24 protein-coding genes are annotated in these 25207 nt (G+C 38.2%); 14 read left to right on the forward strand and 10 right to left on the reverse strand.

The features are described 5' to 3' along the window. The first annotated feature begins 90 nt into the window (after positions 1–90). From H3T55_RS04870 to H3T55_RS04910, 9 genes are all read left to right on the forward strand, one after another. Positions 91–1179 carry an iron-containing alcohol dehydrogenase family protein gene (locus tag H3T55_RS04870; protein WP_225533578.1) on the forward strand — a complete coding sequence of 363 codons (1089 nt, stop codon included), beginning with the start codon at positions 91–93 and terminating at the stop codon, positions 1177–1179. Positions 1180–1368: 189 nt separating this feature from the next. Further along, positions 1369–2514, forward strand: a complete 1146-nt coding sequence (gene tgt, locus H3T55_RS04875) for a tRNA guanosine(34) transglycosylase Tgt (RefSeq protein WP_225533579.1) — start codon at positions 1369–1371, stop codon at positions 2512–2514. Between the two features lie 81 nt (positions 2515–2595). Further along, positions 2596–2967: a preprotein translocase subunit YajC gene (yajC, locus tag H3T55_RS04880; RefSeq protein ID WP_225533580.1), complete on the forward strand. Its 372-nt coding sequence runs from the start codon at positions 2596–2598 to the stop codon at positions 2965–2967. Positions 2968–3095: 128 nt separating this feature from the next. Further along, complete coding sequence (locus H3T55_RS04885; protein WP_225533716.1) at positions 3096–3344, forward strand: post-transcriptional regulator; 249 nt, start codon at positions 3096–3098, stop codon at positions 3342–3344. A gap of 189 nt (positions 3345–3533) precedes the next feature. Further along, complete coding sequence (gene adhE / locus H3T55_RS04890; protein WP_088269841.1) at positions 3534–6131, forward strand: bifunctional acetaldehyde-CoA/alcohol dehydrogenase; 2598 nt, start codon at positions 3534–3536, stop codon at positions 6129–6131. A gap of 87 nt (positions 6132–6218) precedes the next feature. Next, entirely contained in the window at positions 6219–6647 is a 429-nt protein-coding gene (locus H3T55_RS04895) for a GNAT family N-acetyltransferase (RefSeq protein ID WP_225533581.1), read from the forward strand. 361 nt (positions 6648–7008) lie between these two features. Then, positions 7009–8184, forward strand: coding sequence for an RtcB family protein (locus H3T55_RS04900; RefSeq protein WP_225533582.1), 1176 nt, complete (start codon positions 7009–7011; stop codon positions 8182–8184). Positions 8185–8208: 24 nt separating this feature from the next. After that, a complete protein-coding gene (locus H3T55_RS04905; protein ID WP_225533583.1) occupies positions 8209–8739 on the forward strand; it encodes a GNAT family N-acetyltransferase in 531 nt (176 codons plus the stop codon). Positions 8740–8807: 68 nt separating this feature from the next. Further along, the gene (locus H3T55_RS04910) at positions 8808–9677 is read left to right on the forward strand and encodes a VOC family protein (RefSeq protein ID WP_225533584.1); all 870 of its coding nucleotides are present in this window, start codon (positions 8808–8810) and stop codon (positions 9675–9677) included. Between the two features lie 81 nt (positions 9678–9758). Here the strand turns inward: H3T55_RS04910 and H3T55_RS04915 are convergent, their stop codons facing one another. Continuing rightward, the gene (locus H3T55_RS04915; RefSeq protein ID WP_225533585.1) at positions 9759–10238 is read right to left on the reverse strand and encodes an RrF2 family transcriptional regulator; all 480 of its coding nucleotides are present in this window, start codon (positions 10236–10238) and stop codon (positions 9759–9761) included. A 100-nt stretch (positions 10239–10338) separates the two neighbouring features. Here H3T55_RS04915 and H3T55_RS04920 point away from each other — a divergent pair, with 100 nt between their 5' ends. Next, entirely contained in the window at positions 10339–11445 is a 1107-nt protein-coding gene (locus H3T55_RS04920) for a YhgE/Pip domain-containing protein (protein WP_225533586.1), read from the forward strand. 158 nt (positions 11446–11603) lie between these two features. Here H3T55_RS04920 and fni read toward each other — a convergent pair whose 3' ends face one another. The 6 genes from fni to H3T55_RS04950 are packed head-to-tail and all read right to left on the reverse strand — an operon-like array spanning position 11604 to position 17276. Further along, the gene (gene fni, locus H3T55_RS04925; RefSeq protein WP_225533587.1) at positions 11604–12653 is read right to left on the reverse strand and encodes a type 2 isopentenyl-diphosphate Delta-isomerase; all 1050 of its coding nucleotides are present in this window, start codon (positions 12651–12653) and stop codon (positions 11604–11606) included. Beyond that, positions 12637–13734: a phosphomevalonate kinase gene (locus tag H3T55_RS04930; RefSeq protein WP_225533588.1), complete on the reverse strand. Its 1098-nt coding sequence runs from the start codon at positions 13732–13734 to the stop codon at positions 12637–12639. The genes fni and H3T55_RS04930 overlap by 17 nt, the downstream gene beginning before the upstream one ends. Continuing rightward, on the reverse strand, positions 13731–14729 hold the full coding sequence (mvaD, locus tag H3T55_RS04935; protein WP_225550107.1) for a diphosphomevalonate decarboxylase: 999 nt from the start codon (positions 14727–14729) through the stop codon (positions 13731–13733). Before mvaD ends, H3T55_RS04930 begins: the two co-directional genes overlap by 4 nt. Further along, positions 14729–15673, reverse strand: coding sequence for a mevalonate kinase (mvk, locus tag H3T55_RS04940; RefSeq protein ID WP_225533590.1), 945 nt, complete (start codon positions 15671–15673; stop codon positions 14729–14731). Before mvk ends, mvaD begins: the two co-directional genes overlap by 1 nt. Before the next feature lie 17 nt (positions 15674–15690). Then, on the reverse strand, positions 15691–17049 hold the full coding sequence (locus H3T55_RS04945) for a tripartite tricarboxylate transporter permease (protein ID WP_225533591.1): 1359 nt from the start codon (positions 17047–17049) through the stop codon (positions 15691–15693). Beyond that, positions 17049–17276: a hypothetical protein gene (locus H3T55_RS04950; RefSeq protein WP_225533592.1), complete on the reverse strand. Its 228-nt coding sequence runs from the start codon at positions 17274–17276 to the stop codon at positions 17049–17051. Before H3T55_RS04950 ends, H3T55_RS04945 begins: the two co-directional genes overlap by 1 nt. A 517-nt stretch (positions 17277–17793) precedes the next feature. Here H3T55_RS04950 and H3T55_RS04955 point away from each other — a divergent pair. Continuing rightward, entirely contained in the window at positions 17794–18726 is a 933-nt protein-coding gene (locus H3T55_RS04955) for an N-acetylmuramoyl-L-alanine amidase (RefSeq protein ID WP_225533593.1), read from the forward strand. A gap of 43 nt (positions 18727–18769) precedes the next feature. Here the strand turns inward: H3T55_RS04955 and H3T55_RS04960 are convergent, their stop codons facing one another. Next, positions 18770–19402, reverse strand: coding sequence for a pentapeptide repeat-containing protein (locus tag H3T55_RS04960; protein ID WP_225533594.1), 633 nt, complete (start codon positions 19400–19402; stop codon positions 18770–18772). A 35-nt stretch (positions 19403–19437) separates the two neighbouring features. Further along, complete coding sequence (locus tag H3T55_RS04965) at positions 19438–20502, reverse strand: FUSC family protein (protein ID WP_087640922.1); 1065 nt, start codon at positions 20500–20502, stop codon at positions 19438–19440. A gap of 298 nt (positions 20503–20800) precedes the next feature. Here H3T55_RS04965 and H3T55_RS04970 point away from each other — a divergent pair, with 298 nt between their 5' ends. Next, a complete protein-coding gene (locus tag H3T55_RS04970; RefSeq protein WP_225533595.1) occupies positions 20801–22474 on the forward strand; it encodes a peptide ABC transporter substrate-binding protein in 1674 nt (557 codons plus the stop codon). 306 nt (positions 22475–22780) lie between these two features. Here the strand turns inward: H3T55_RS04970 and H3T55_RS04975 are convergent, their stop codons facing one another. After that, the gene (locus tag H3T55_RS04975; RefSeq protein WP_087640924.1) at positions 22781–23128 is read right to left on the reverse strand and encodes a DUF3899 domain-containing protein; all 348 of its coding nucleotides are present in this window, start codon (positions 23126–23128) and stop codon (positions 22781–22783) included. Between the two features lie 82 nt (positions 23129–23210). Between H3T55_RS04975 and opp1B the strand changes: the two genes are divergently transcribed. Then, a complete protein-coding gene (opp1B, locus tag H3T55_RS04980; protein WP_087640925.1) occupies positions 23211–24152 on the forward strand; it encodes an oligopeptide ABC transporter permease Opp1B in 942 nt (313 codons plus the stop codon). Further along, positions 24152–25204, forward strand: coding sequence for an oligopeptide ABC transporter permease (opp3C, locus tag H3T55_RS04985; RefSeq protein ID WP_087640926.1), 1053 nt, complete (start codon positions 24152–24154; stop codon positions 25202–25204). The genes opp1B and opp3C overlap by 1 nt, the downstream gene beginning before the upstream one ends. Positions 25205–25207 lie beyond the last annotated feature (3 nt).

Raw genomic sequence — 25207 nt, forward strand, 5'->3', positions numbered from 1 at the left:
ATTAAGGGAAAGGAAAAGTGGATTTAACCAAAGAATTTATAAAAATTCACTTTTGCATAAAAAATCAAGAAAAATGGAAGGTCGGAAAGAATGAATCAATCGTTGATAGTAAGAGGAGCACCGCAAGAATATGAATGTCGGATCGGTGCGTGGGATGACTTAGAGGTGCATTTAAATAGAAGAAATATTAAACGTGTGATGGTGTTGCATGGCAAGGATTCATGGGAAGCTGCCAAAGTATATTTTCCAGAACTAATGAATATAGATGCATTTTTTGTATATTATGGTGGTGAATGCACAGATGAAAAAACAAATGACTTAAAAAAACAGTTTGAGCAACATGATTTAGAAGGGATTATTGCTGTCGGGGGCGGGAAAATTGCAGATTTGGGTAAAGCAGTAGCGAACCAATGTGAAGTTCCTGTGTTGATTTTACCAACGCTAGCTGCGACTTGCGCAGCGTATACCCCCTTGAGTGTTATCTATGATAAAGAAGGTTCAATGGTTCGCTATGATGTATTTGCTAAAAGTAATGCGCTGGTTTTGATCGAACCGAAAGTCATTCTGAATTCGCCGGTCGAATTGATGATCGCAGGAATTGGTGATACAGTGGCTAAATGGTATGAAGCAGATGCGATGATCTCGCAGCTATCTGTCCAATTGATAGAGATACAGGTGGCAGCTTTTGCCGCTCAAAAATGTCGGGAAGTGTTGTTGACGGATAGTCAGGCTGCTCTTGAGGCGATGCAAAAGCAAGAAATCAATCAAGCCTTTTTAAACGTTGTGGAAACCAATATTTTATTAGGCGGAATGGTTGGCGGTTTTGGTGATGATTATGGTCGAACGGCAGGTGCACATTCGATTCATGATGCGTTGACGATTTTACCAGAAAGCCACCAACAATTACATGGGAACAAGGTTGCTTATGGCGTGTTTGTTCAGCTAGTGATCGAGGATAAATGGACTGAGATCGAAACGTTGATTCCATTTTACCGTGAGTTACAATTGCCGATTTCATTAAAAGAGATGAATATGGTTTTAACGGAGGAAGAATACCAACGTGTAGCTGAACGTGCTGCTGAGCCGCATGAAACGATTCATTATATGAAGGAAACAATTACTCCAGAGGTAGTGAAAGATGCTATGATCAAGTTGGAAGCAGCGATGAGTACTAAATAGAAATATATGCTGTTTTTGTCTCCGTCGTTCATTAAAAAAGAGCTCTCGTCATCACAGGTTAAGAGATGACGAAAGCTCTTTTTGATTATCTAAGGATATGCTAAAGAAAGCCTGTAAAACCTTGCAAAGCCATTAAAAAAAAAGTATGATGAAGAAAGTGTGAATCCACAAAAGAAAGTAGGGAAATGAATGACGGAACCAGCCATTCGTTATCGTTTAATAAAAAAAGAAAAACATACAGGTGCTCGTTTAGGCGAATTGATTACGCCGCATGGAACGTTTCCAACACCTATGTTTATGCCAGTAGGAACGTTAGCGACAGTAAAAACAATGTCACCAGAAGATTTAAAAGAAATGGGTGCAGGTGTGATCTTAAGCAACACCTATCATTTATGGCTTCGTCCAGGTGATGACTTGATCGCAGAAGCTGGCGGCTTACATAAATTTATGAATTGGGATCAACCGATTTTGACCGATTCAGGAGGTTTTCAAGTATTCTCATTGAGTGATATGCGTAAAATCACTGAAGAAGGGGTTCATTTTAGACACCATTTAAATGGTTCAAAATTGTTCCTTTCACCAGAAAAAGCAATCAACATTCAAAACAACTTAGGCTCAGATATCATGATGAGCTTTGATGAATGTCCACCATTTGATGAAAGCTATGATTATGTGAAAAAATCGATCGAACGGACATCACGCTGGGCAGAACGCGGCTTGAAAGCTCATGCACATCCAGACCGTCAAGGTTTATTTGGGATCATTCAAGGGGCCGGTTTTGAAGATTTACGTCGTCAAAGTGCGAAGGACCTGATCAGTATGGACTTTCCAGGATATTCGATCGGCGGGCTATCTGTTGGTGAGCCAAAAGCAGAAATGAATCGAGTGCTTGATTTCACCACTCCTTTGATTCCTGATAATAAGCCAAGATATTTGATGGGTGTAGGAACAGCAGATTCATTGATCGATGGCGTGATTCGCGGGATCGATATGTTTGACTGTGTTTTACCGACTCGGATTGCTAGAAATGGTACATGTATGACCTCAAAAGGCCGTTTAGTCGTTAAAAATGCGCAGTATGCCAGAGATTTTCGTCCGTTGGATGAAAAATGCGATTGCTATACATGTAAAAATTATACGCGTGCATATATTCGTCATTTGATCAAAGCAGATGAAACCTTCGGTATTCGTTTGACATCGTATCACAATCTATACTTCTTATTGAATGTGATGAAACAAGTGCGTCAAGCGATCATGGATGATAATTTACTAGAATTTCGTGAAGCCTTTTTTGAGGAATATGGATTCAACAAAGAGAATGCGAAAAGTTTCTAATAATTTGATCAAAAGACTGGTGTTGTAAAGGAAGTTTTGTTACAGTAAACTAGTGATTATATGATAGAGAGGTGAATAAGAATGGGCGGAGGACTTTCGTTTATTTTACCATTAATTCTTTTAGGAGGAATGATGTTTTTCATGACACGTTCCCAGAAGAAACAACAAAATGAGCGTCAAACACTTTTAGATGCAATGAAAGTGGGCGATGAAGTGGTTACGATCGGCGGCTTACACGGTGTGATTTCTGAATTTGACAGTGAAAAAAGAACAGTATTGATCGATTGCGAAGGAATCGTACTAGAATTTGATCGCGCGGCGATCAAAACGGTAAAACCGGGTACGACTGTAGTCAACGATAGTGATGTTACAGTAGTCGAAGCAAAAGAAGAAACAGTTGTTGAAGAACCAACAACAACAGAAACTTCTGACAACGATGACACGAAAGAATAATTCCAGCTTGCTGGAATTTTTTCTTTCTAACTAGAATGACCATCGTGTTGTTCAGTATAGTACATAGTTGATTCTTTAGAAAGAAGGGATGCGTCATCGAAAAGTTATCTTGGCGCCAGCGTTTTTTGGTGAAAAAAGAATTGAAAACAACGTGTCAGTCTTTTCGAGAGCTTGGCTATTCTTCCGTTGACGAAAAAGAATTGATGCACTATCTTGTTTCTTATCGTTGGAAAAAGAATGCACCAGCATCGATTCAAGCGTGCCGAGAAGATATTTTACATATTAAGCCAAATGAATTTTTTGATTATCAACAGCTGATTGCACAAACAAGCAAAATGACGATCAATGATTGGCAGGATTTAAAAGACTTATTCTAGAAATAGAATAGGTTTTTTTATTTTCTTTTAAAAGAGAACGCTTACTTGAAATTGAGTGGATAAAAACTTGCATAAATGTGAAAAAAATCACAAAAAACTATTTACAAGAAAAAAATATTGTTGTATGATGTGTATGTGAAATGATTAACAAACAAAAATACATGATTCAATTTTCAGGAGGATTTTAAAATGGCTAAAACAACCAAGAAAGAAGAGACTCAAACAACTGATGTAGCAGCGATGATCGATGAGCTAGCGAAAAAAGCAAATGTTGCTTTAAAAGAAATGGAAGATTTTGATCAAGCAAAAGTTGACCATATTGTGCATCAAATGGCAATGGCTGCTTTAGATCAACACATGCCTTTAGCAAAAATGGCTGTTGAAGAAACTGGCCGCGGAATTTATGAAGACAAAGCAATCAAAAACATGTATGCCTCTGAATATATCTGGAACAGCATCAAGCATGATAAAACAGTTGGTGTGATCAATAAAGATGACCAAACTGGTTTGATCGAAATTGCTGAGCCTGTCGGTGTGGTTTGCGGGGTAACACCAACAACAAATCCAACATCAACAACAATTTTTAAAGCCTTGATCGCACTTAAAACACGTAATCCTATCGTTTTTGCATTCCATCCAAGCGCTCAAAAATGTTCTGCTGAAGCAGCACGTATCGTTCGTGATGCGGCAATCAAAGCAGGTGCTCCTGAAAACTGTGTACAATGGATCGAACAACCATCACTAGAAGCAACTTCTGGTTTGATGAACCATCCGGGAATCGCCATCGTTTTAGCCACTGGTGGTGCAGGTATGGTGAAATCAGCTTACTCAACTGGTAAACCAGCATTAGGAGTAGGTCCCGGTAATGTTCCTTCTTATATTGAAAAATCAGCTAAAATCAAACGTGCAGTAAACGATTTGATCGTTTCAAAATCATTCGATAATGGAATGATTTGTGCTTCTGAACAAGCTGTGATCGTAGATAAAGAAATTTATGCAGCTGTTAAAGCTGAATTTGAAGCACATCAAGTGTACTTCGTAAAACCAAATGAATTACAAAAACTTGAAGATGCAGTAATGAACGAAGGAAAATATGCAGTTAATCCTGCAATCGTTGGTTACTCTGCTGAGCATATCGCTGACCTAGCGGGGATCAAAGTACCAAAAGGAACAAAAATCTTAGTTGCAGAAATCGAAGGTGCAGGTGCTGAATACCCACTTTCTCGTGAAAAATTATCACCAGTTCTTGCAATGATGAAAGCGAAAAATACAGACCATGCCTTTGACCTATGTGAAGCAATGCTTGAATTAGGCGGCCTAGGACATACTGCTGTGATCCATACAGAAGACGAAGACTTACAAGTGAAATTCGGTTTACGCATGAAGGCTTGCCGTATCTTGGTAAACTCTCCATCTGCTGAAGGCGGAATCGGAAATATCTACAACGAAATGATTCCATCATTGACATTAGGTTGCGGATCATATGGTAAAAACTCTGTCTCTAAAAACGTATCTGCTGTCAACTTGATCAACGTCAAAACTGTAGCGAAACGGAGAAATAATATGCAATGGTTTAAATTACCACCAAAAATTTTCTTTGAAAAAAATTCATTACAATACCTACAAAAAATGGAAAATGTTGAACGTGTTATGATCGTTTGTGATCCAGGTATGGTTCAATTCGGTTATGCTGATACAGTTCGTAAAGAATTACAAAAACGTAAAAATGATGTTCAAATCGAAGTTTTCTCAGCTGTAGAACCAAACCCATCAACAAATACAGTTTACGCTGGAACAAAAGTGATGGTTGATTTTGAGCCTGATACGATTATTGCTTTGGGTGGCGGATCTGCAATGGACGCAGCTAAAGGAATGTGGATGTTCTATGAGCACCCAGATACAGAATTCTTTGGAGCAAAACAAAAATTCTTGGATATCCGTAAACGTACGTACAAAATCGACAAACCAGTTAAAACACAGTTTGTATGTATTCCAACAACGTCAGGTACAGGTTCAGAAGTAACACCATTTGCGGTTATCACAGATAGCGAAACACATGTAAAATATCCATTAGCTGATTATGCATTGACACCAGATGTAGCGATCGTCGATCCTCAATTTGTTATGTCAGTTCCAGCTTCTGTTACAGCGGATACTGGTATGGATGTATTGACACATGCGATCGAATCTTATGTTTCTGTTATGGCTTCTGATTATACTCGTGGATTAAGCTTACAAGCGATCAAATTAGTTTTCGATCACTTAGAAAATTCTGTGAAACGCCCAGATGCGGAATCTCGTGAAAAAATGCATAACGCTTCTACAATGGCTGGTATGGCATTTGCCAATGCATTCTTGGGAATTTGTCACTCTGTAGCACATAAAATTGGTGGAGAATATGGTATTCCTCACGGACGTACAAATGCGATTTTGTTACCGCATATCATCCGTTACAATGCCAAAGATCCTTCAAAACATGCAATGTTCCCTAAATATGACTACTTCCGCGCAGACACAGACTACGCTGATATCGCGAAGTTCTTAGGTCTTAAAGGTAAAAATACTGCTGAATTAGTTGATGCATTAGCTAAAGCAGTGTACGATTTAGGTGTAGCAGTTGGAATCGACATGAACCTTAAAGCACAAGGTGTAACACAAGAAATCCTTGATTCTACTGTCGACCACATGGCTGAATTAGCATACGAAGATCAATGTACGACTGCTAATCCAAAAGAACCATTGATCAGTGAATTAAAACAAATCATCATTGATGCATATAATGGATAATTAAAAAATGGAAGGATGACTTGAAAAAGTTATCCTTCTTTTTTTTATTCAGTTATACTAATAATAAAAAGTCAGGAGGATAAAATGATGACGATCAGAGTAGCAAAAAGAACGGATATACAGGCGATCAATCGATTGAATACACAGACATTACAGCATGAATATCCTTTAAAAGAAGCAGAAGAGCGATTGGCATATATATTATCATCACCAACCAATCAATTGTTTGTAAAAGAAAGCCATGATCAGGTGGTTGGCTATATTCAATTAAGTGAGTATATCTGCACATATGGACCGGTTTTGATGAATGTTTTAGGGTTAGCCGTCGATGAAGCATTTCAACATCAAGGAATCGGCAAGGAATTATTGAAACATAGTGAACAGTGGGCAAAAGAGCAAGGAGCACAAGGGCTGCGTTTGAATTCAGGAATAGAACGAACGGAAGCACATCGATTTTACCGACATGTTGGATACAAGGAAATCAAAAAGCAAATCAATTTCAGAAAGTTATTTTGACAAAAAATCAGATTGACAAGTCAAAGGTTAAAATGATACGATTTAAACAATCAAGTGAAGAAAGGAGAGAACATCATGAAAGCATTTGTAAAAACAGCAATCAATCATCGAATGATCAAAAACGACAAGTATCAGTCAAAAAAAGCTGGGCACGCCTTTTGTGGTGTTCTCTTTTAAGTAGATAAAATTTCTGTATAGAAGTTTATAGACGGAGCTGTAGATCGTAGATGATCGTACAGCTTCGTCTTTTTTTATTTTTTTGGAGGTGAGTCCAATGAGTGGAAAAGGAAAGAGTAATCAAGCAGGCTAAGGAATGCGGTCGCATTTTGCATTCCAATAAATAAAAGAACGAGGAATCAGAATGTTAACAATTAAAGGGAAATATAATGAAGCACAGGTCTACACAGAAATGTTGGACGATGCTACGATTGGACAGATCATATCTTTATGTAATCAAGAGTTTGTCAAAGAAAGTCAGATCAGAATCATGCCGGATACACATAGTGGTTCAGGCTGTGTGATCGGCACAACAATGACGATCCAAGATAAAGTAGTACCAAATTTAGTAGGAGTTGATATCGGCTGTGGACTCTATGTTGTAAAACTAAAGAAATCGATCAAAACCAATTTTGACAAATTAGATCGAATCATCCGTACAAGAATTCCAAGCGGGTCGAATTCTCATGATAAAAGCTATTATGAATTTGAATTAGGTGACATCCATGCGCCGATCCATAAAGGTTGGGCGTTAAGAAGCTTGGGAACATTAGGTGGCGGAAACCATTTTATCGAAGTCAATGAAGGAAAAGATGGCTTATACTTAGTCATCCATAGCGGCAGTCGCGTGCTAGGAAAAGAAATCGCTGAATATCATCAGGAAGTTGGCTATCAAAAATTATCACAACAGCGAAAAGAATTGAAAATTAGCGCATCCCAGGCAACCAAGCTGGGTGAACTTGAAAAAGCTGACGAATTGATCGCTATGCGTGAAGCAATAAAAATTCCATATGAATTATCTTACGTCACAGGAAATGATTTAACGAACTACTTGAATGATATGAAAATTGCTCAAGCATACGCTGCACTGAATCGTAAGCTTATGGCTGAAACAATTCTCAAAGGAATGAAGTGGAAAAAATCAGTCATTGAATCGTTTGACTGTCCTCATAATTATATTGATTTAGACACAAAAATGTTAAGAAAAGGGGCAGCTTCGGCAACATTAGGAGAGAAAATGATCGTACCTCTAAATATGAAAGATGGTAGTATTTTAGCTATTGGTAAGGGGAATCCAGAATGGAATCAATCAGGGCCGCATGGTGCCGGCAGACTGCTGAGCCGCTCACAAGCAAAAGCTAAAATCAGCTTAGAAAGTTATCAGCATGCAATGAAAAATGTATGGACGACCTCTGTATCGAAGAAAACTATCGATGAAGCACCAAAAGCATACAAGCCAATGAAACAATTACTTGCAGATGTTACAAGTACGATGGACGTTCAAGAAGTGATCCGACCGTTATATAATTTTAAAGGATAGATATGAAAGCGTAGGTTTGTACTCATGGATGAAAGAATAATCATGGTGAAAAAAATTGGTAGAGAAGCACAAGGTGAAAATAAACAGTTGATTGCAATGGACGATGTCAAAGGTAGAGAACCAGATAAAGGAAAAATGGCCGACCATTTATTAAACGCATTTAAAGGAACGATCGATGATCAAGGTGAAGACTTAAAACAATGGCAAAATGAGGTAAATCAATTTTTTCAAGGAAAATACGGGCTGATTTTAAAAGAACATTCTTATTACCATGTGTCTTTGGGAAAAATTACGGGTAGTGTCATTGTTTCATTATTTAGGAAGATTCCTTTGATCATTTATCTAGCAGTCGATCCTGCTAGTAGAGAATCAGGACTATCGTATGAATTAATGGAGCAAGTCTTGTCATCGTTCACAGATACGACGTATAAACATATTTTTCTTGTGGTAACATTAGACAACATATCTGCCAAAAGGGTGTATGACCGTCTTGGTTTTGAATACGCAGGAACGGATTGGGATATGATTTTGCAAAAGCAATCCTTTTCCAATTAATGAATAAGGCATATATAATCAAGCTAAAGGAATAAAAGCACTGATGATTCATGAAAGGAAGATTGGCTATGTCAAAATTTTCACCGTGTTTATGGTTCGATGGAAAAGTGGAGGAAGCAGCAGATTTTTATGTGGATGCGTTTGAGCAAGGAATGATCAAGCAAACTGATTACTATGTAGATAGTGAACATCAGCCGAAAGGCTCTATTTTAACGATTTCGTTATCTCTTGCAGGACAAGAATTTATTTTGTTGAATGGCGGTCCTGAATTTAAATTTACGCCAGCGATTTCTTTTTATGTAGAATGTGAGACAGAGGAACAAATCGATCAGTTGTGGAAAAAGTTAAGTCAAGAAGGCAACGTATTGATGGAATATGGGGAATATCCTTTCAGTCCTAAGTTCGGCTGGGTTGCTGACAGATACGGCGTGTCATGGCAGTTGGTTTTAGCTGGACGACCTCAATCGATTGCACCAGCTTTTCTATTTACGAAAGAGCAGTCAGGAAAAGCAGAAGAGGCAATGAATCAATGGATCAGTATCTTTGGAGATGGAAATGTTGAATACGTTCAGAAAAATCCTGATGGTACGATTTCGCAAGCGTTATTTACGATGCATGGACAGCCGTTTCGAGTAATGGATGGTGGAGCAGTCGATCACGATTTTACATTTACTATGGCGACATCTTTTTACGTTTATTGTAAGGACCAAGAAGAAATCGATCGTTTATGGGATGCAGTAACGGCTAAGGGAAAAGAGTGGCCCTGTGGCTGGATGGAAGATGAATATGGTGTCTGTTGGCAGACTGTAACGAGTGATATGGAAAAATTATTTGATAATTCTGATCCGGATCGTGCGTACCGGGTTATGCAGGAATTGTATAAAATGAAAAAAATCGATATAGCTGCGTTACGAGCAGCTTATGAAAAAAAAGAATAGTATTAGCACTCAGGTGTGTTACAAAAGTGAAACTGCTTCTTTTACTGATGAATGATTTTCAGTAAAAGGAGCAGTTTTAGATTAGTTTGCTGAGATTATTTGTTTCCAATCGATTTCCAGTGTTTTCCCAGTGTGATCTTTAGGAGCGATTTCGTCAACAAAATGTTTGGCTAATGTTTGTTTGTATTCAGCTTCTGCAGCTAACAAAATTTGTTTTACGACTAGTTCTTTTTCTTTCACTAATGCTTCAGACAGAAACATATTATGGATCGGATTTAAATCCAGTTTATCCAAAAATGTCGTATTTTCATCAACAGCTTCAAATACCTCCAAGAAACTAATTTCACGAATGTCTTTTTTTATCGTGTATCCGCCATTTTTAGAAGCACTTGAATTGATCAAGCCTGCATCTTTTAGCTTTTTAGCAATCTTTAATAGATAAGTTGGAGAGACTTCCATTCGTTTACTGATCTCTTGAGATTTTAAGGCACTCCCTTCAGGTAGTTCTGCCAGCATGACTAAAATAGCGAGGGATTGAATAAATGAATTGTTAAGTTTCACAAAAAAACTCCTTTCAGGTGATTGACAAATAGGCAAATAAAAGATATCTTTAGATTCTGAATATCCGCGGATGTTCAGAATCTTCAGAAAAGGTGATTATATGAAAAAAAAATTGACGATTGCAGGAATAGCATTAACTTTGATTTTATTGATTCCTATGCTCTATTCTACTATATTTATCAAATCTATGATGGATCCTTATGGAAATATCGATAAACTTCCAGTTGCTTTAGTAGATAACCAAGAAAATAATGACATTTATACGGCTCTTAAAGAGAGTGAACTCTTTGATTTTACAATAACAGACCATAAAGAGGCTGTTGAAAAGTTAAAAAAAGGAGAGGTATATGCAACGATTGAATTTGAGAAAGAGTTTATGAATAAGATATCAGAATTTCCAGCGAAACAAACTTCTGCTGAAGTCATTCTGACGACAGGAGAAGGACTTAATTATTCTTCTGCGAAGATCATCTCAAGTGCGATCGATAAATTTGTGTTACAAGCAAATAATAAAACATCCAGTTCAATGATTCAAAAATTGAATCAAGAAAAAATACCTGTTCCAGCTCAAATCAGTGAGATCATTCAACTAAACCATAAGGAATATTATCCAGTCAAAAATAATGGAGAAGCCATGGCACCGTATATTTTATCTTTGACGCTTTTTGTTGGAAGTATCTTTTTGAATCAATTCGTTATGCGAATCTTCAAGAAAAAATCAACGAGCTATTTTGGTTACTGGCGTAAGCAATATCTCTATCCATTACTGATCGTATTTGGACAAAGCTTACTCTTAGCGTTTGCTATCTTCAATATTTTAAACCTTCATACGAATTATTGGAAGGAATTTATGTTATTCATTTTCCTTGCGTCAGGAACGTTTTACAGTGTTATCGTGTCATTTAATAAGCTGTTTCCAGGGATCGGGAGTTTACTAGTATTGGTTATTACGATGCTCCAAACCTCCTCATCTGGCGGAAGCTATTCGATTTATTTAGCTTCACCTGTATTTCAAACGATCCATCGCTATATTCCTATGACATATAGTGTCGATGGCTTTAGAAAATTACTTAGTTTAAATAACACGAATATCGGAACAGAAACATTAGCCTTGATCTTGTTCTTTGGATTGAGTCAAATGATCATCTATTTTTCATATTGGTATCATGAAAAAAGACTAGTTAAAGCAGGAGAAAGCAATAGTTGATTGTATCTGTTTAAGGTCTTTAAAAAGTTTCCCATGAAATAGGTCTTAGGCAAAAACGGTCAACTTAAGAAACTAGTGATCGAAAAAAATAGCAGATCGAAATTCCTTTGAGGACGTTCGATCTGCTATTTTATTTTTTTTAAAGCTTAAAGTTAAATCTAATCACGACTTCTCTTGGCAAATGTTTGGTAAGGAATACCACGACTTTCACACCAATGACTGATTTCGTTAGAAAAAATGAGATCTGTTGTGGCGAGTTCGGCTGTCGTTGCTTTTCCAAGCAGAGTATAAAGCATACGAAGTTCGCTTTCCCACTGTTTGACTAACTCGATGGTTTTATCTAAACCATGTGTCATCAAGTGGTTCAAGATCGTTCCAGCGACACCAACACTTTTGGCGCCTAAGCTGAGTGCCTTGATGATATCTAACGATTGGCGGATACCGCCAGAAGCTAGAACCGTTATCTCTTGCTGAAATGATTGGGATTCTAGTAAAGAAAGCACTGTAGATTGTCCCCAATCCTCTAGAAAACCTAATTCTCTCTTTTTTCGACGAGCGTTTTCGATCTGAGTAAAGCTCGTTCCGCCTTGACCACTGATATCGACTGCTTGCACGCCGCGTTTTAGTAATTGTTCGATCGTTTCACTGCTCATTCCAAAACCAACTTCTTTTACAATCACCGGTAGTGATAAATGAGCAACGATTTCTTCGATATTATCTAACCAACCGTGAAAATCACGGTCTCCTTCCGGCATAACTAGCTCTTGCGGAAGATTGACATGGATTTGTAAACCATCTGCATGAAAAAGCTCGACTGCTTTTTTGGCTTCTTCTAAAGATAATCCTGCACCGATGTTCGCAAATATGATCCCAGTTGGATTTTCTTTGCGCATGATTTTATACGTATCAGCTAGATCAGGATCTTTTAGAGCAGCATTGACAGAGCCTGTAGCAGTCATCAATCCTGTTTCCTTTGCAATGATCCCGATTTGTTGATTGATTTCTTTTGCACGATCACTTCCGCCCGTCATTGCATTGATGTAAAATGGCTGTTTAAAAGAAAAATCAAGAAATGAGGTCGAGATGTCGATGTCATCCAAAGCAATTTCTGAAAAAGAATGGTGGACGAAACGCAGCTGGTCAAAATCATTACTTTTTTCTTTATGAAAAGCCTTAGCTAAGGACATATGTTCATCTTTTCGATTCATCTTTTCCCTTCTTTCTGTAAAAATAGACATGTAGCGGTAAAGGAGTGATCCCTTCTTTTTCCCAAGAACTCATCAGTGGCAGAATTCCCGTTTTTTGTTTGAAAACGACGATTCCGCAGTCGCCGCCGCCAGCACCAGAAGATTTAGCTGCACCGCCATAAGCGTCAGAGAGATCACATAATTTTTTTAGCGCAGGGGTTTCGATCGTCACTCCCGTGATCGATGTCAACTTTTGTAGTAGGGCACGGTTTTCTCGGATTTGTGTTTGGATCAGTGAAATATCCTCCGATTCAAATCCCGTGATCATCATTTCTACACAATCCTTACTTTTTACTAAGAAGTCCTTATATGCTGCTTCTTGCATGTCTTTTGATTGATGAACCTGATCCACTAAATCAGAAGTAGAAGCAGGTGAGCCTGTCCAGCCAATCAATAAGCGTAGCTTTTTAGGAACAGTCAAAGGCTGAATCCTTAGTTTTGGCCAAGTTGTTTCAAGAAGTTCTGTTAATGTTTTGTGTTGAAGAGCTTCATTGACCCATTGGTGATCAAAAGTAGAAAAAGCGATCCAGCCGCCATAACAGCTTGCAGCGATATCACCGCAGGAGCCATTTCCCTGAACGGCTAAATGAGCAAGAGCAGAAAGCTTGAAGATATCTTCTTCTGACAAAGACAAATCATAAAAAAGTCCTAACGCCTTCACGGTCGCGACCGTGACCGCGCCGCTGGAGCCTAAGCCATATTTCCGTCCGTTAGAATTATCCAGTTCACTTGTGACTTTTAAATGATAAAAGGAAAGCTTCTTTAGTTGTTCTTGTGCATATTTTTCTGTTAAGCGAATAGCGGCCAAGACATAATGAAAGGGATTTTCCCGAATATCTAAAACAAGCTCTTCATTTCTCCTTGTCCAACGTACAGGTAAAGAGCTGTATTGCGCTGACTGAATACTGCCGTTTTTTTCTGCTTTTTGTACTGTAACAGTCACGAATTGATCGACGGCAACAATGATCGACGGATGTCCAGGTTCAACAACCGCGTATTCGCCAGCGATAAATAACTTGCCGGGAGCAGACACTTCTATCATGAGTTTTCAGATCCTTCCGTAGACAGCAGCGTGATTCCAGGACCAGCGTACGCTGAAATCAATTGTTCACTAGAAAAGTGTTCTGCTAAAAAATGTTTTAATGCTGTGAGATGTTTCTTTTCAACTAAAATTTTGACGTTTGGACCTGCATCCATTGTAAAATAGCAAGGCAAGCCGTTTTTCCGAATGTCCCTAACTAACTGCATGACTTTAAGACTTTCAGGAGACCAGTAAGTAAACGGAGGAACAGCTCCTAAGGTCGTACCATGCATTCGTAGACCGTTTGCTTCGGTGACTTCCCCCAGTTTTATAAAATCCTTTTCTACAATAGCCTGCTTAGCAGTCCTTAAATCCGCATCGATCGAATCTAACCAACCAGAATAAAAGCTGGAGGTCTCTACGGTACGTCTCATGCCGTCACGGCTGGAAATATCCTTAACGCCATCATCCACTAAGACAAAAAGCATCGCAAGTTCATCTTCCCAGCCATTTGCATCGATCGATCTTGCAAAGGATGTTTGATCAGATGAGCCTTTTTGCCATTCTGAAAATCCGCCAAAAATACTGCGGCAGGCCGATCCTGAGCCGCGCCGAGCTAGACGTGATAGGTCTGTATCAGTAAGATTTAAATTCAGGGCTTGGGCACATGCGCCTGCTAAAGCAGCTAAACCACTTGCAGAAGAAGCTAATCCAGCAGCGGTGGGGACAAAATTTTGACTGTCGACTTTAGCAAATAACTCTACCTGATATGTCTGACGAATCAAATCTAAAAAAGCTGTGACTTTTTTTGTCTGTTTTGATTCTTGTATCATTCCATCCAGAAAGAATTGATCTTCCGTTAGGTTTTCGTTGAACGCCACACTGGTTTCTGTATAAAAGGCATCTAAGGTCAGTGATAAACTATTATTCATTGGTAAAATCAATTGCTCATCTTTTTTGCCCCAATACTTGATCAGGGCAATATTAGTATAGGCACGTGCTTTTCCCATATACATTATTTTTTCACCTCTAATGATTGAATCCATGCTGCGTTTGCCCCAGCACTTTTCAGGGCAGTTGCAATTTTTTTAGCTTGTTCCTTCGATCCACTTAAAGCAATCAAACAGCCGCCGCGGCCGCCGCCAGTTAATTTTGCACCAAGTGCGTCATTTTTTAAAGCTGTATCGACTAGATGATCTAGCTGTTTGTTGCTTACGGTCAATGCTTTTAAGTGTTCATGCGCCTGATTCATACTGGTCCCTAAAAGTGGGACATCGTTCATTAAAATCGCTTGTTTCGCTTGAACAGTCAAACGTCCTAGCTTAGTAATGTGTTTTGCTGTTGCTTGTTTATCTTCTTCAAAAAGATGAGCAACATCGCTGACAGCTTCTCTAGTTTGTCCTTTGATACCAGTATCTGCAACGATCAAATAAGCATCAGAAACATTCATCGGAAATAACTCAAGCGGCTGTCCTTTGACGAAAAAGATCGGTTCACTTCCGCTAGTAGCTGCTGCATCGATACCACTAGGATTACCATGTGCGATTTTTTCTGCTTCATCGACTAGCTTTAGCAGAGTTTCCTTTGAACAGGAGGTTTTAAAATAATCGAATATCCCTCTAACGATTGCTACAGCTACTGCAGCGCTTGAGCCCATTCCTCGTTCGGCAGGAATGGTACTGTTGATGGTTACTTTTAAGGTCGTATCCTCTTGGCCTAATTCGGCTAATGTTTGGTTGATGACTTTCTGAACGCTTTTTAAGCGAGCAGGCACTTCTGCTAGGTTGCCGTAAAAGTATTGACAATCCAATATCATCGCCTTTTCAGCCTCTACTGTAGTCATAATAGCTGTTTCCTCAAAAGGAAAAGCAATTGCAGGCTCACCGTATACAACAGCGTGTTCACCCATCAAAATGATTTTGCCTGTCGCTTGACCGTGACCTAAATTCTTTCTATTCATTCCAATCAACTATCTTTCTATTTAAAAATTAAATGTGTAGTGATCCAAGGTGCTGCATACAAGATCATGAATTGAACGCCATAATTGACGCCCATCTTATTAAGAGTACCACAAACGATCCCTACCAGTAAAACACCGAAAATATTGATTAAACCAGCATCCATGTAAGCCAGCAATAAAATAAAACCGATAAATAGGCCAAGAATTGCTTCATGAGGGATCTTTTTCAAAACGAATGCGGTCATTTGACGAGCATATCTCATTGCAATAAAGTACGTGATGATCGAAGCTAAAACACCGGCAAATACAATTGCAAAAACAAACTCACCTTTGCTTAGTAAATGATGAATATTATGCTCTAAAGTAAAAACGGGCGGCGCATTGAATAGAGCATTGGCAGGTCCCACAGCGACTGGAGACAATGGAATCCCTAAAGCGATCAAGGGAATGATCACCCCTGATAGATAGGTTGCATGAGACAATGCACTCATAGAAGTGATAGCCATGCTGGCTTTTTTTACGGGGTCTTTTTCCTTATTTGCTACAGCTTCACCAAATAAAATCGTTAATCCGACAGGACTTAAAAAGAATAGGAAATTTGAAAGTAAAGAAACCACAGCACTTGTTCCTGCTTCTTTTTTTGTGATCGTTTGAAGCGGATGGGCTAGTGTTTGCCGCTCATCGACTTTATTCAAACGAATCTCATTTTTGTCATGTCTCGGTAATGCTTCTCGGCTCTGTTTGTTTAATAATCCTAATAAAGAAACGAGCAATGGTCCGATCGTGATCCCTAAGAAGAAAGAAACAGTGACATTTTTCTCTTGGGGTACAGCACCAATTCCCCAATAAAGATAACGCAAGCCTTGAAATAAAAGTCCTAAAGGGATGATGCTGATCAAAGCCAATAATTTATTTTTTCCTATCAATGATAGAAAGATCGCACCAAATACAAATAATAAGGGCGCATATTCTTTCACCGAATCTGAAAAAGGCGCCAAAATATTTGCTAAAAGCAGACTGACTGGAATAGCGATAGCTGTTCCGATGATCGAACCTGTAGCCATCTTTTTAATACTAGTTGCCGCCATCCCACGTTCTTTCAAATATAAGGCATGCTCGATCATTGGTGTCGACATCACACCACCAGGTAATCCGACAAGAGCTGTAGGAATCGCATTCATCAAATTCAATGTGATGATCGCAGAAATGAAAAAGGTCAGTACGACGATCGGCTCTACGCCTGCTAAAACAACAGCCAAAGTAACTGGCATCAAAACAGAAGTTTCGTCCGTTCCCGGAACGAACCCAATAAATGTATATAAAACAATTGCTCCTAAAACGGCTAGAAGCATCTGAAAAAGTAATCCTGCATCCATTAATTTTCTTCCTCCTCAATAACGGTTCGCTTCGGTTTGATCAAAACAGTACTGATAACAAACCCTAAAACAGCTCCCCCTAAACCAAAAAATAATTGCTTCGTTGTATTTCCTGCAGGTGCTAAAAAGAAACTCCCCATTGTTGTCACACTGCAAATTACAATTGCCAAAATCAAATCTTTCAAATCAACCAGGTCGCCCCAGAGTTCAATAAGATTCTTTTTCATGATATCTCCTCCTTGATATAAAAGCGGAACAAGCCGTTTAGCCTTGACTGAAAAATAGGAAATACTGTTTGTGGTGCTTTTTGCCTCACACATTATTTATCTTTTTTCCGAAGAGCTAGCCTGTGCAGCTAAATAAAATAAATGATCAACACTTTCTAGCGAAAGTCTTGTACTGTTCAGCATCAACTCAAATCTTTTCGTTGTGATTCTCAGCAAATGACCAACACTTTATTCGGCCCCTAGTATGTTCATCATCAGCTCAAACATTTTCGATATGATTTCCAGCAAAAATTTGTCCGACCAATATGTATCCTTGCTTTTCCATACTTTTAAGTAATTGAGAATTATTCTCAACCTATATTAGTTTACCAAAAAAGCCTATGAAGTAAAATTTTTGAACCCATCTTAAACAAAAAATTAGAAACGACACCATTCCATTTCAATTTAAGGATGGTTTAAGCTTTTAGTTTTACTCTTTTTATTAAGGAACCCATACATATAAGACAGGAGAGTAAAAATGAAGAAACGAATGATCTGTGTCATATCAATAGTCATCGTATTACTAGGAATAGGTTATTCAAAAAGGATAAAAGAACTGAAAAGCTATCCATCAGCAGTAGAAGACACATCAGTGGAGACTCTGGCAATATCACTTGAAGAAGGGGAGGAAAGCTTGGAAGAAATAGTGAAAGTAGGCTCAAAAGAGGCAATTTTATACAGCAAAGCTTCAACAAAAAGTACTGAACTTGCTGAGATCAATCGTGGAGAATTATTAAAACTAGTAGCAACAGAAAATCAATGGTATCAAGTAATTACAAATGCTGGTGATGAAGGTTATGTTTCTAAAAAAGCTAGTCAGATAATCACCCGAACAAAACAAGAGATCCCTAGTTCATTAGAAGGAGCGACAATCGTTTTAAACCCGGGACATGGCGGCGATGATACGGGGGCGATCAGTAATAATGGTTTGATCTACGAAAAAGAAGTGACGTTAGAAACGGCAGAGGTGATCAAAACGGCACTGGAAGAAAAAGGCAGTACAGTGATTTTGACTCGAGAGGATGACGTAGCTGAGGATTTGGCTGATATTTGTACTGTCAGTCAACAAAATGAGGCGGATATCTTTATCAGTTTGCATTATGATTCTTCAGAAAACATGAATGAAGCAACTGGGACGACCACGTATTATTATTATGAAGCATATGCTGACTTGGCTGAAGCCGTTAATCAGTCATTAGCTGAAACTCTCCCACTACAAAATCGTGGAATCGATTATGGGAATTATCAAGTCTTACGGGAAAATACTCAACCAGCCTTATTACTAGAATTAGGCTATATGAATTCAGATTATGATTTAGAAATATTCAATATGGATGACTATCAAATGCAAGTGGCAAAGGCATTGGTCGAAGGGCTGACTGAATATTTTCAAATGGTGCAAAATGCCTGAAAAAATAAGTAGGCTTCTCAATATTGAGAAGCCTACTTATTTTTTATTCTATGCTCAATCCTAATCCAGCAGCAATGATCACTGCCTGCTCTGTTGTGACCTTTAATCCCTTGATCAACTCTTGAGAAAATGCGATTTTTTCAAATGTACTTTTTCTTAAATCGAGTTCCTTCAGTTTTGTATGAAACCAATTACTGCCAGTCAATGAACATTCCTCAAATAAAAGATTGTTCCAAACAACTTCGACAAACTCCGTATCATTCAAGCTAGTCTGATTGAAGTGAACGACTTTTTGATTTGTTGCACTAAATGAGGCGTAGTCCGCTAAGCAATCTTCAAATGTACAATCGCGGAGGTAACTTTCTGCAAAGTTAGTCCCAGTCAATTTACAGCGGCGGAAATGAACTTGATGGAAACTTGCCCCGAGCCATTCCGTATTCGAAAAATCACAATGCTCAAAAATAACATTACTACATTCAAAGCGTTCTAGATGATTTCGATTCATTGTCAATTTATCAAAATGACACTCTCTAAAAACCAAATTACGAAGATCCTGATAACTAAGGTCTTGTTCTTTTAGTGCCAAACCTTCGATAATGATTTCATCATCTAAAGAAATAAACTCTGTTTGCGTTAACTGTGGTAAGATCGGAGCTGTTGGTTTTTTTATTTTCATGAGATTAACCTCCGGAAATAGGATTCAGAATCGACTTATTCTGTTTCTTTATCTAAATTTTCATCTAACTGATAAGCGCGGTTATAAAATCGTAAGCAGGTCGTCAAGACGTAAGCGCCTAAAAGCCCAAGTAAACTGCCTAAAACAATTCCGATCAAACGATAATTCAAAAGGCTGACCAAATATTGATGCCGAGCCAAGTTAGCTAAAAGTAACGACATCGGTGTTGTAAAAAAGTTTGCGATCGCATAATTTCGTTTAATAAAAAATTCGACAGTCAAAAAGAAAAAGCAAATCAATAAAATCGATTGTAGCGTTGTAAAAGCAATACTCAACAATAAAGCTGCGATCAACAGACCGACCATCGTGCCGAAAATCCGCTGAACATTTCGATGCATGATTGCGCGTAGATTATCTCCCTGTAAAACAGCTGCACAGGAAACGATCATCCAGTATGCATTGGTCAGTTGTAAGGACTGACTGATATAAGTAGCTAAAAATAAAATTGCAGCATAATGCAAGGCATCTAAAAGCGCAGCAGGATCAGTGTATAACCGTTCTTGTAAAGAAATCTTCTTCTCTACAGGCTCCGCTTCAACAGGACCTTCAACAAAATAAAGGATAACTGCGATTATCAAAGAAGTCATCACGCCCAAGAACACGTAACTCATCATGATCGGTATCCTATCAAGCGGAATTTTTGTTCCGCTGCCCATTGCAGTAACCATGACAATAAAAAAAGCCCCTGGCTTGGCAATAGCATACAATCTAAAAATGATCCTAGCTAAAAAAGCAATCGATGCAATCGTGATTGGAATGACCCATGGAATATGTGTACTGAGCATTCCTAGTAGATTTCCTAAAAGTAAAAAACTACCTACAGAACTTAAACGAATCATTAAATCCTTAAGAGGCAATGTTTGATAATAAAGGAAAGTAAAGATACCTAGAGAACCAAAACTGCCGATCAATAAATTATTTGAGAAATAACCAATAAATAATGGGATCGCCATACAAATTCCAGCCCCAACTAGGCGGAAGGGCGCTTTTTGTGGTTTGTGAATTACTAATAACTCCTTAAAAAAAGATGAACTCTCCATCTAATTCCTCCTATACTTTTAAGATAATCATTTTTCAGATCTTTAAAGTCCTGAAAAAAATATATCCTCTCTATTAATCTAACACACTATTTAAGTAGAAGACAATTGCTTTTTCATTTTATTTCTAAGATTATTCTTCTAATGTAAATATAATTTGATGATGCGAATATGAGGATAAGATAAGATTTTTCTTGATTTTTTAATTTAAAAATTGTAAACTATACCTCAGATACAATAAATAATTATTAAATTCTGATTTTTCAGAAAATACTTTAGGGTTTCTAGGGAGGAAATAAGAATGAAGTTAAAGAAGTCATTTGCTTTTGGATTCATCACTTTATTTAGTTTATCACTTGCTGCGTGCGGCAATGGTGGAAAAACAGACGACTCAGGCAGTGCTGCATCAACTGGTGGAAAACCAAGTGGAGAGCAAGTATTCCGAGTGAACGTTTTACAAGAAATGCCAAGTGCTGACTTATCACTAGCAACAGATACGATCAGTTTTACAGCATTAAATAATGTGTATGAAGGAATTTATCGCTTGGATTTAGATAATAATCCACAACCAGCTGGTGCGGCTGAAAAAGCTGAAGTCAGTGAAGATGGGATTACTTACAAAATCAAGTTGAACGAAGATGCGAAATGGTCTGACGGTCAACCTGTAAAAGCAGAAGACTATGTTTATGGATGGCAACGTACAGTTGATCCAGCAACGGCTTCAGAATATGCTTACTTGTTCGAGTCTGTTAAAAACGGAGCAGACATCGCAGCAGGTAAAAAAGACAAAGGTGAGCTAGGAATCAAAGCAGTAGGTGACTACGAATTAGAAGTTACTTTAGAAAAAGCAACACCATACTTTGATTATCTATTAGCATTCCCTTCATTCTTCCCGCAAAGAAAAGATATTGTGGAAAAATATGGTAAAGAATACGCTGCAAATAGCGACAATGCTGTTTATAACGGACCATTTGTTTTAGCTGACTTTGACGGACCAGGTACTGATACTGAATGGTCTTACAAGAAAAACAAAGATTACTGGGATGCTGACACTGTGAAGCTAGACGAAGTGAAAACAAATGTTGTAAAAGAAGCACCGACTTCTTATAACTTATTCCAAGATGGTCAAGCAGACGATGTTATCTTGACTGGTGAGCTTGCACAACAAGCAGCTAACGATCCAGCATTAGTTATTCAAAAAGAAGCATCGACACAATATATGGAATTGAATCAAATCGATGAAAATTCACCATATAGAAACGAAAACTTAAGAAAAGCAATTTCTTATTCAATCGACCGTAAATCATTAGTAGAAAATATCTTAGGTGATGGCTCAGTTGAACCTAAAGGACTTGTTCCAGCAGATATGTCTAAAGATCCTGATGGAAAAGAAGACTTTACAGCGGCTGCAGGCGATAAGATCGAATACGATAAAGCAAAAGCAAAAGAATATTGGGAAAAAGCGAAGAAAGAATTGAAGATCGATTCATTGGAAATGGACATCTTATCTTCTGATGCTGACTCATCTAAGAAAACAGTTGAATATGTACAAGGTGCGATCGAAGAAGCACTTGATGGCGTGAAAGTCACTGTTAGTCCGGTGCCATTCTCTGTACGTTTGGATCGTTCAAACAAAGGAGACTTTAAAGCTGTTATCGGTGGATGGGGAGCTGACTATGTAGATCCAAGTAGTTTCTTAGATCTATTCCAAACAGGCGTACCATATAACCGTGGACGTTATAGCAACCCTGAATATGATAAATTAGTGAAATCTGCTGCAACAACCAATGCAAACGATCCTGAAAAACGTTGGGATGACATGGTCAATGCAGAGAAAACAATCATGGGCGACATGGGTGTCATTCCGCTTTACCAAAAAGCAGAAGCACATCTACGTGCTGAAAAAGTCAAAGACGTTGGCTTCCACCCAGCTGGTGCGCAATATGATTTCAAATGGACATACATTTCAGAATAAGCCTGAAAACATTTGAGCTGAGTTTATCAAAAAATGGAGGCAGGACTGAATGCCTGCCTCCATTTGTAATAAGAAGAGATTCACGAAAATTGACAAGAAACATTGAGGCTGAAAGTAACAGATGTGATTGCTCGTGCGAATACTCTTTGCGCGAGCATGACTGTTCCTTTAGCAATTGTTCTTGTAATTTTCGTGAATCTCGGCTTGTTTTTAATGAAATCGAGTTCCTATTACGATAGAAGCTTGATTTAAAAGCAAGGAGCAAGAATCAATGAAAATTATTTTCCTCACTCTTGCTATCTTTGTCTATAAAAAGTAAAATAATAAAGAAACAATAGAGACGATCAGTAAGATACCGCCTGTTTCAAGCCAGTAAAGCTGATGTGCTTTACCGATTTCTGAAAGTGGGATAAATTCTTTCGGTTCATTTTTCTTTTTAAAACGAAAATGCATTTTCATAAAACGTTGGAAATTATCAAAAAATTCTGAGGACATGACCCAAAGGGCCAATCCGATAATCAAAAAGAATAAAGAAACGATGAAAAAGGTATCTGATATGGAACGGATAGTCAATGACTGTTTTATTAATAGGTAAGTAAAAATACCGATGCTTGAGACCGCTGAAGTTATGAGAGGCCATTTTAGTTTATTCATGTGCTCATCCTTATCTAAATTTTCTATCCTTACTTTATCGAAAAAAGCTGATGAAGTCAAAATAATCTCGGAGGTGTCATTCTTGAACAGTTTTGGAAAATATTTTCTTAAACGGGTCTTTTTTATGATCATCACATTGTGGTTGATCGCGACTATTACATTTTTCTTGATGCAATTATTACCAGGTACTCCTTATACCAACCAAGAAAAACTTAGTCCAGAAACAATTGCTATGTTGAATAAACAATCTGGCTTAGATAAACCAGTCATCGTTCAATATGGAATTTATTTAAAAAATCTGCTAGTCGGTGATTTTGGGATTTCATTCCAATTCAAAAACCAACCAGTAGCAAAACTTTTAGCAGGCCGTATCGGACCATCCGTCCAATTAGGTGGACAAGCGATTATTTTCGGTACATTAGTAGGGATTCTTTTAGGGATCATTGCTGCGATGCGCCAAAATACTTGGGTGGATACACTGGCAACGTTAATGGCTATTTTAGGACGTTCGATTCCTAACTTCGTCTTTGCCGTATTGTTACAGTATGTATTTGCTATGAAATTAAAAGTGTTGCCAATTGCAATGTGGAATGGCTTTGCTTACACGATTCTTCCAACTATTGCACTAGCTATGAGTCCAATGGCAGATTCCGCCAGGTTTATTCGAACGGAAATGGTCGAGGTATTACATAGTGATTATGTAGAATTAGCACGTGCTAAAGGCTTGAGCCGTTGGCAAGTTGCTGTTAGACATGGACTTAGAAATAGTTTGATTCCATTGATCACATTATTAGGACCTTTAGCTGTCGGTTTGATGACAGGGTCTCTAGTTGTTGAAAATATCTTTGCGATCCCTGGTATCGGGGAACAGTTTGTAAAATCAATCATGACAAATGATTATCCAACGATCATGGCAGTAACGATTTTATATTCTGCTTTACTAGTATTTGTTATTTTAGTCGTAGACTTACTTTATGGATTGATCGATCCAAGAATTCGTGTTTCAGGAGGTGACCGTGGCTAATGCAAACAGTTGATTTAAACAATGTACCAGATAAAATCAAAAATATTCCTGCTGGTGAATTCCAGCCTTTAGATACTTCAACAACAAAAGAGCGGGAACGAATCGCAACACCGTCACTAAGCTTTTTGCAAGATTCTTGGCGTCGTTTGAAAAAGAATAAAGCTGCTGTTGTTTCCTTGATCTTTTTAGGGATCATTATCTTTATCTCAATTATTACGATTTGGGTCTCACCACATGATCCAACTCAACAAAACGTTGCATATATCAATTTACCGCCGCGTATCCCATTTTTAGATAGCATCAACGGCTTCAATGGGACAGCTACAGTAGCTGGGCAAGTGGTTGATAAGTATGCACAAGCCAATGTTCCAGATAATGTGAACTTCTATTTAGGAACAGATGGATTAGGACGTGATGTGTTAAGCCGTTTGTTCATGGGAACACGTATCTCGTTATTGATCGCTTTTATTGCTGCTTTACTTGATATCACGATCGGTGTTACGTATGGTTTGATTTCAGGATTATTAGGCGGACGTGTCGATACAGTGATGCAGCGTATTCTTGAAGTTCTTTCAGGAATCCCTAACTTAGTTGTAATGATCTTGATGCTGACAGTGTTTGATCCAGGTATCTTATCGATTGTTTTGGCGATGGTTATCACTAACTGGATTTCAATGGCCAGAATCGTTCGGGCACAGACCTTGAAGCTGAAAGACCAAGAATTTGTACTAGCCGCTCAAACATTAGGTGAATCTCGTTTGAAGATTGCCGTAAAACATATTTTGCCGAATATTTCTAGCGTGATCATCGTTCAAATGATGTTCAGTATCCCGTCGGCAATTTTCTTCGAAGCGTTTCTAAGTTTCATCGGTTTAGGATTAAGACCGCCGACCGCTTCTCTTGGAACCTTGTTGAATGAAGGATATAAAACATTCCGTTTCCTTCCATATTTAATGTGGATTCCTGCCGTAACACTATCGATAGTAATGATTTGTTTCAACTTACTAGCTGATGGTCTACGTGATGCCTTCGATCCTAAGATGAAAGAGTAGAGT

Origin of the sequence: Enterococcus sp. S22(2020) (assembly GCF_020295385.1) — a bacterium.
In the GTDB taxonomy this organism is placed as follows: domain Bacteria; phylum Bacillota; class Bacilli; order Lactobacillales; family Enterococcaceae; genus Enterococcus_L; species Enterococcus_L dunnyi.

Coding starts and splice junctions, on each gene's coding strand:
- H3T55_RS04905 (WP_225533583.1), top strand. CDS start 8,209: ATGGATGAAAGAATAATCATGGTGAAAAAAATTGGTAGAGAAGCACAA.
- adhE (WP_088269841.1), top strand. CDS start 3,534: ATGGCTAAAACAACCAAGAAAGAAGAGACTCAAACAACTGATGTAGCA.
- H3T55_RS04900 (WP_225533582.1), top strand. CDS start 7,009: ATGTTAACAATTAAAGGGAAATATAATGAAGCACAGGTCTACACAGAA.
- fni (WP_225533587.1), bottom strand. CDS start 12,653: ATGAATCGAAAAGATGAACATATGTCCTTAGCTAAGGCTTTTCATAAA.
- mvaD (WP_225550107.1), bottom strand. CDS start 14,729: ATGTATATGGGAAAAGCACGTGCCTATACTAATATTGCCCTGATCAAG.
- H3T55_RS04870 (WP_225533578.1), top strand. CDS start 91: ATGAATCAATCGTTGATAGTAAGAGGAGCACCGCAAGAATATGAATGT.
- H3T55_RS04965 (WP_087640922.1), bottom strand. CDS start 20,502: ATGGAGAGTTCATCTTTTTTTAAGGAGTTATTAGTAATTCACAAACCA.
- opp3C (WP_087640926.1), top strand. CDS start 24,152: ATGCAAACAGTTGATTTAAACAATGTACCAGATAAAATCAAAAATATT.
- H3T55_RS04970 (WP_225533595.1), top strand. CDS start 20,801: ATGAAGTTAAAGAAGTCATTTGCTTTTGGATTCATCACTTTATTTAGT.
- mvk (WP_225533590.1), bottom strand. CDS start 15,673: ATGAATAGAAAGAATTTAGGTCACGGTCAAGCGACAGGCAAAATCATT.
- H3T55_RS04930 (WP_225533588.1), bottom strand. CDS start 13,734: ATGATAGAAGTGTCTGCTCCCGGCAAGTTATTTATCGCTGGCGAATAC.
- tgt (WP_225533579.1), top strand. CDS start 1,369: ATGACGGAACCAGCCATTCGTTATCGTTTAATAAAAAAAGAAAAACAT.
- H3T55_RS04920 (WP_225533586.1), top strand. CDS start 10,339: ATGAAAAAAAAATTGACGATTGCAGGAATAGCATTAACTTTGATTTTA.
- H3T55_RS04945 (WP_225533591.1), bottom strand. CDS start 17,049: ATGGATGCAGGATTACTTTTTCAGATGCTTCTAGCCGTTTTAGGAGCA.
- H3T55_RS04950 (WP_225533592.1), bottom strand. CDS start 17,276: ATGAAAAAGAATCTTATTGAACTCTGGGGCGACCTGGTTGATTTGAAA.
- H3T55_RS04910 (WP_225533584.1), top strand. CDS start 8,808: ATGTCAAAATTTTCACCGTGTTTATGGTTCGATGGAAAAGTGGAGGAA.
- H3T55_RS04975 (WP_087640924.1), bottom strand. CDS start 23,128: ATGAATAAACTAAAATGGCCTCTCATAACTTCAGCGGTCTCAAGCATC.
- H3T55_RS04960 (WP_225533594.1), bottom strand. CDS start 19,402: ATGAAAATAAAAAAACCAACAGCTCCGATCTTACCACAGTTAACGCAA.
- H3T55_RS04895 (WP_225533581.1), top strand. CDS start 6,219: ATGACGATCAGAGTAGCAAAAAGAACGGATATACAGGCGATCAATCGA.
- yajC (WP_225533580.1), top strand. CDS start 2,596: ATGGGCGGAGGACTTTCGTTTATTTTACCATTAATTCTTTTAGGAGGA.
- H3T55_RS04955 (WP_225533593.1), top strand. CDS start 17,794: ATGAAGAAACGAATGATCTGTGTCATATCAATAGTCATCGTATTACTA.